Origin of the sequence: Streptomyces atriruber, from assembly GCF_001418325.1 — a bacterium.
Classification (GTDB): domain Bacteria; phylum Actinomycetota; class Actinomycetes; order Streptomycetales; family Streptomycetaceae; genus Streptomyces; species Streptomyces atriruber.
In genome coordinates this window covers 1-1,320 of the sequence record NZ_LIPN01000296.1, presented here as the reverse complement: position 1 = coordinate 1,320, position 1,320 = coordinate 1, and the positions used below count along the sequence as shown (strand labels likewise).

General features: G+C 68.0%; 2 pseudogenes. Both read left to right on the top strand.

What is annotated here, in order from left to right:
• Nucleotides 1–412, top strand: a pseudogene (locus AOK03_RS44330) (signal recognition particle receptor subunit alpha); the annotation flags it as partial.
• Nucleotides 413–414: 2 nt separating this feature from the next.
• Nucleotides 415–1,320 (top strand): annotated as a pseudogene (locus AOK03_RS27885) (signal recognition particle protein); the annotation flags it as partial.

Genomic DNA, 1,320 nt, shown 5'->3' with positions numbered 1-1,320 from the left:
AGGGCCGCCTGTCCGAGGCGGACATCGACGCCACGGCGCGCGAGATCCGCATCGCCCTGCTCGAGGCGGACGTGGCCCTGCCCGTCGTCCGCGCCTTCATCAAGCAGGTCAAGGAGCGCGCGGCCGGTGCCGAGGTCTCCCAGGCCCTCAACCCCGCCCAGCAGGTCATCAAGATCGTCAATGAGGAGCTCATTGGCATTCTGGGTGGCGAGACGCGCCGTCTCCGGTTCGCCAAGACCGCGCCGACGGTCATCATGCTCGCGGGCCTGCAGGGTGCCGGTAAGACGACCCTCGCCGGAAAGCTCGGCCTCTGGCTGAAGGGGCAGGGGCACTCGCCGCTCCTGGTCGCGTGCGACCTGCAGCGCCCCAACGCCGTCAACCAGCTGAGCGTGGTCGCCGAGCGCGCGGGCGTNNAGCAGTACGACGTCGTCATCGTCGACACCGCCGGTCGCCTCGGCATCGACCAGGAGCTGATGCAGCAGGCCGCGGACATCCGCGACGCCGTCAGCCCCGACGAGGTCCTCTTCGTCGTCGACGCCATGATCGGTCAGGACGCCGTGAACACGGCGGAGGCCTTCCGGGACGGCGTCGGCTTCGACGGCGTCGTGCTCTCCAAGCTCGACGGTGACGCCCGCGGTGGTGCCGCCCTGTCGATCGCGCAGGTCACCGGCCGCCAGATCATGTTCGCCTCGAACGGCGAGAAGCTGGACGAGTTCGACGCGTTCCACCCGGACCGCATGGCGTCCCGCATCCTCGGCATGGGCGACATGCTCACGCTGATCGAGAAGGCCGAGCAGACCTTCTCGCAGCAAGAGGCCGAGAAGATGGCCTCGAAGCTGGCCTCCAAGAAGGGCCAGGACTTCACCCTCGACGACTTCCTGGCCCAGATGGAGCAGGTCAGGAAGATGGGCAGCATCAGCAAGCTGCTCGGGATGATGCCCGGCATGGGGCAGATCAAGGACCAGATCAACAACCTCGACGAGCGTGACGTCGACCGGACCGCCGCCATCATCAAGTCGATGACGCCCTCCGAGCGTCAGGAGCCGACGATCATCAACGGCTCGCGCCGTGCCCGTATCGCCAAGGGCTCCGGTGTCGACGTCAGCGCGGTGAAGAACCTCGTGGAGCGGTTCTTCGAGGCGCGGAAGATGATGTCCCGCATGGCCCAGGGCGGCGGCATGCCGGGTATGCCCGGGATGCCGGGCATGGGCGGTGGCGCCGGCAAGCAGAAGAAGAAGCAGAAGCAGGCCAAGGGCAAGCGCAAGTCGGGCAACCCGATGAAGCGCAAGCAGGAGGAGCAGGAGGCCGCGGCGCGCCGCG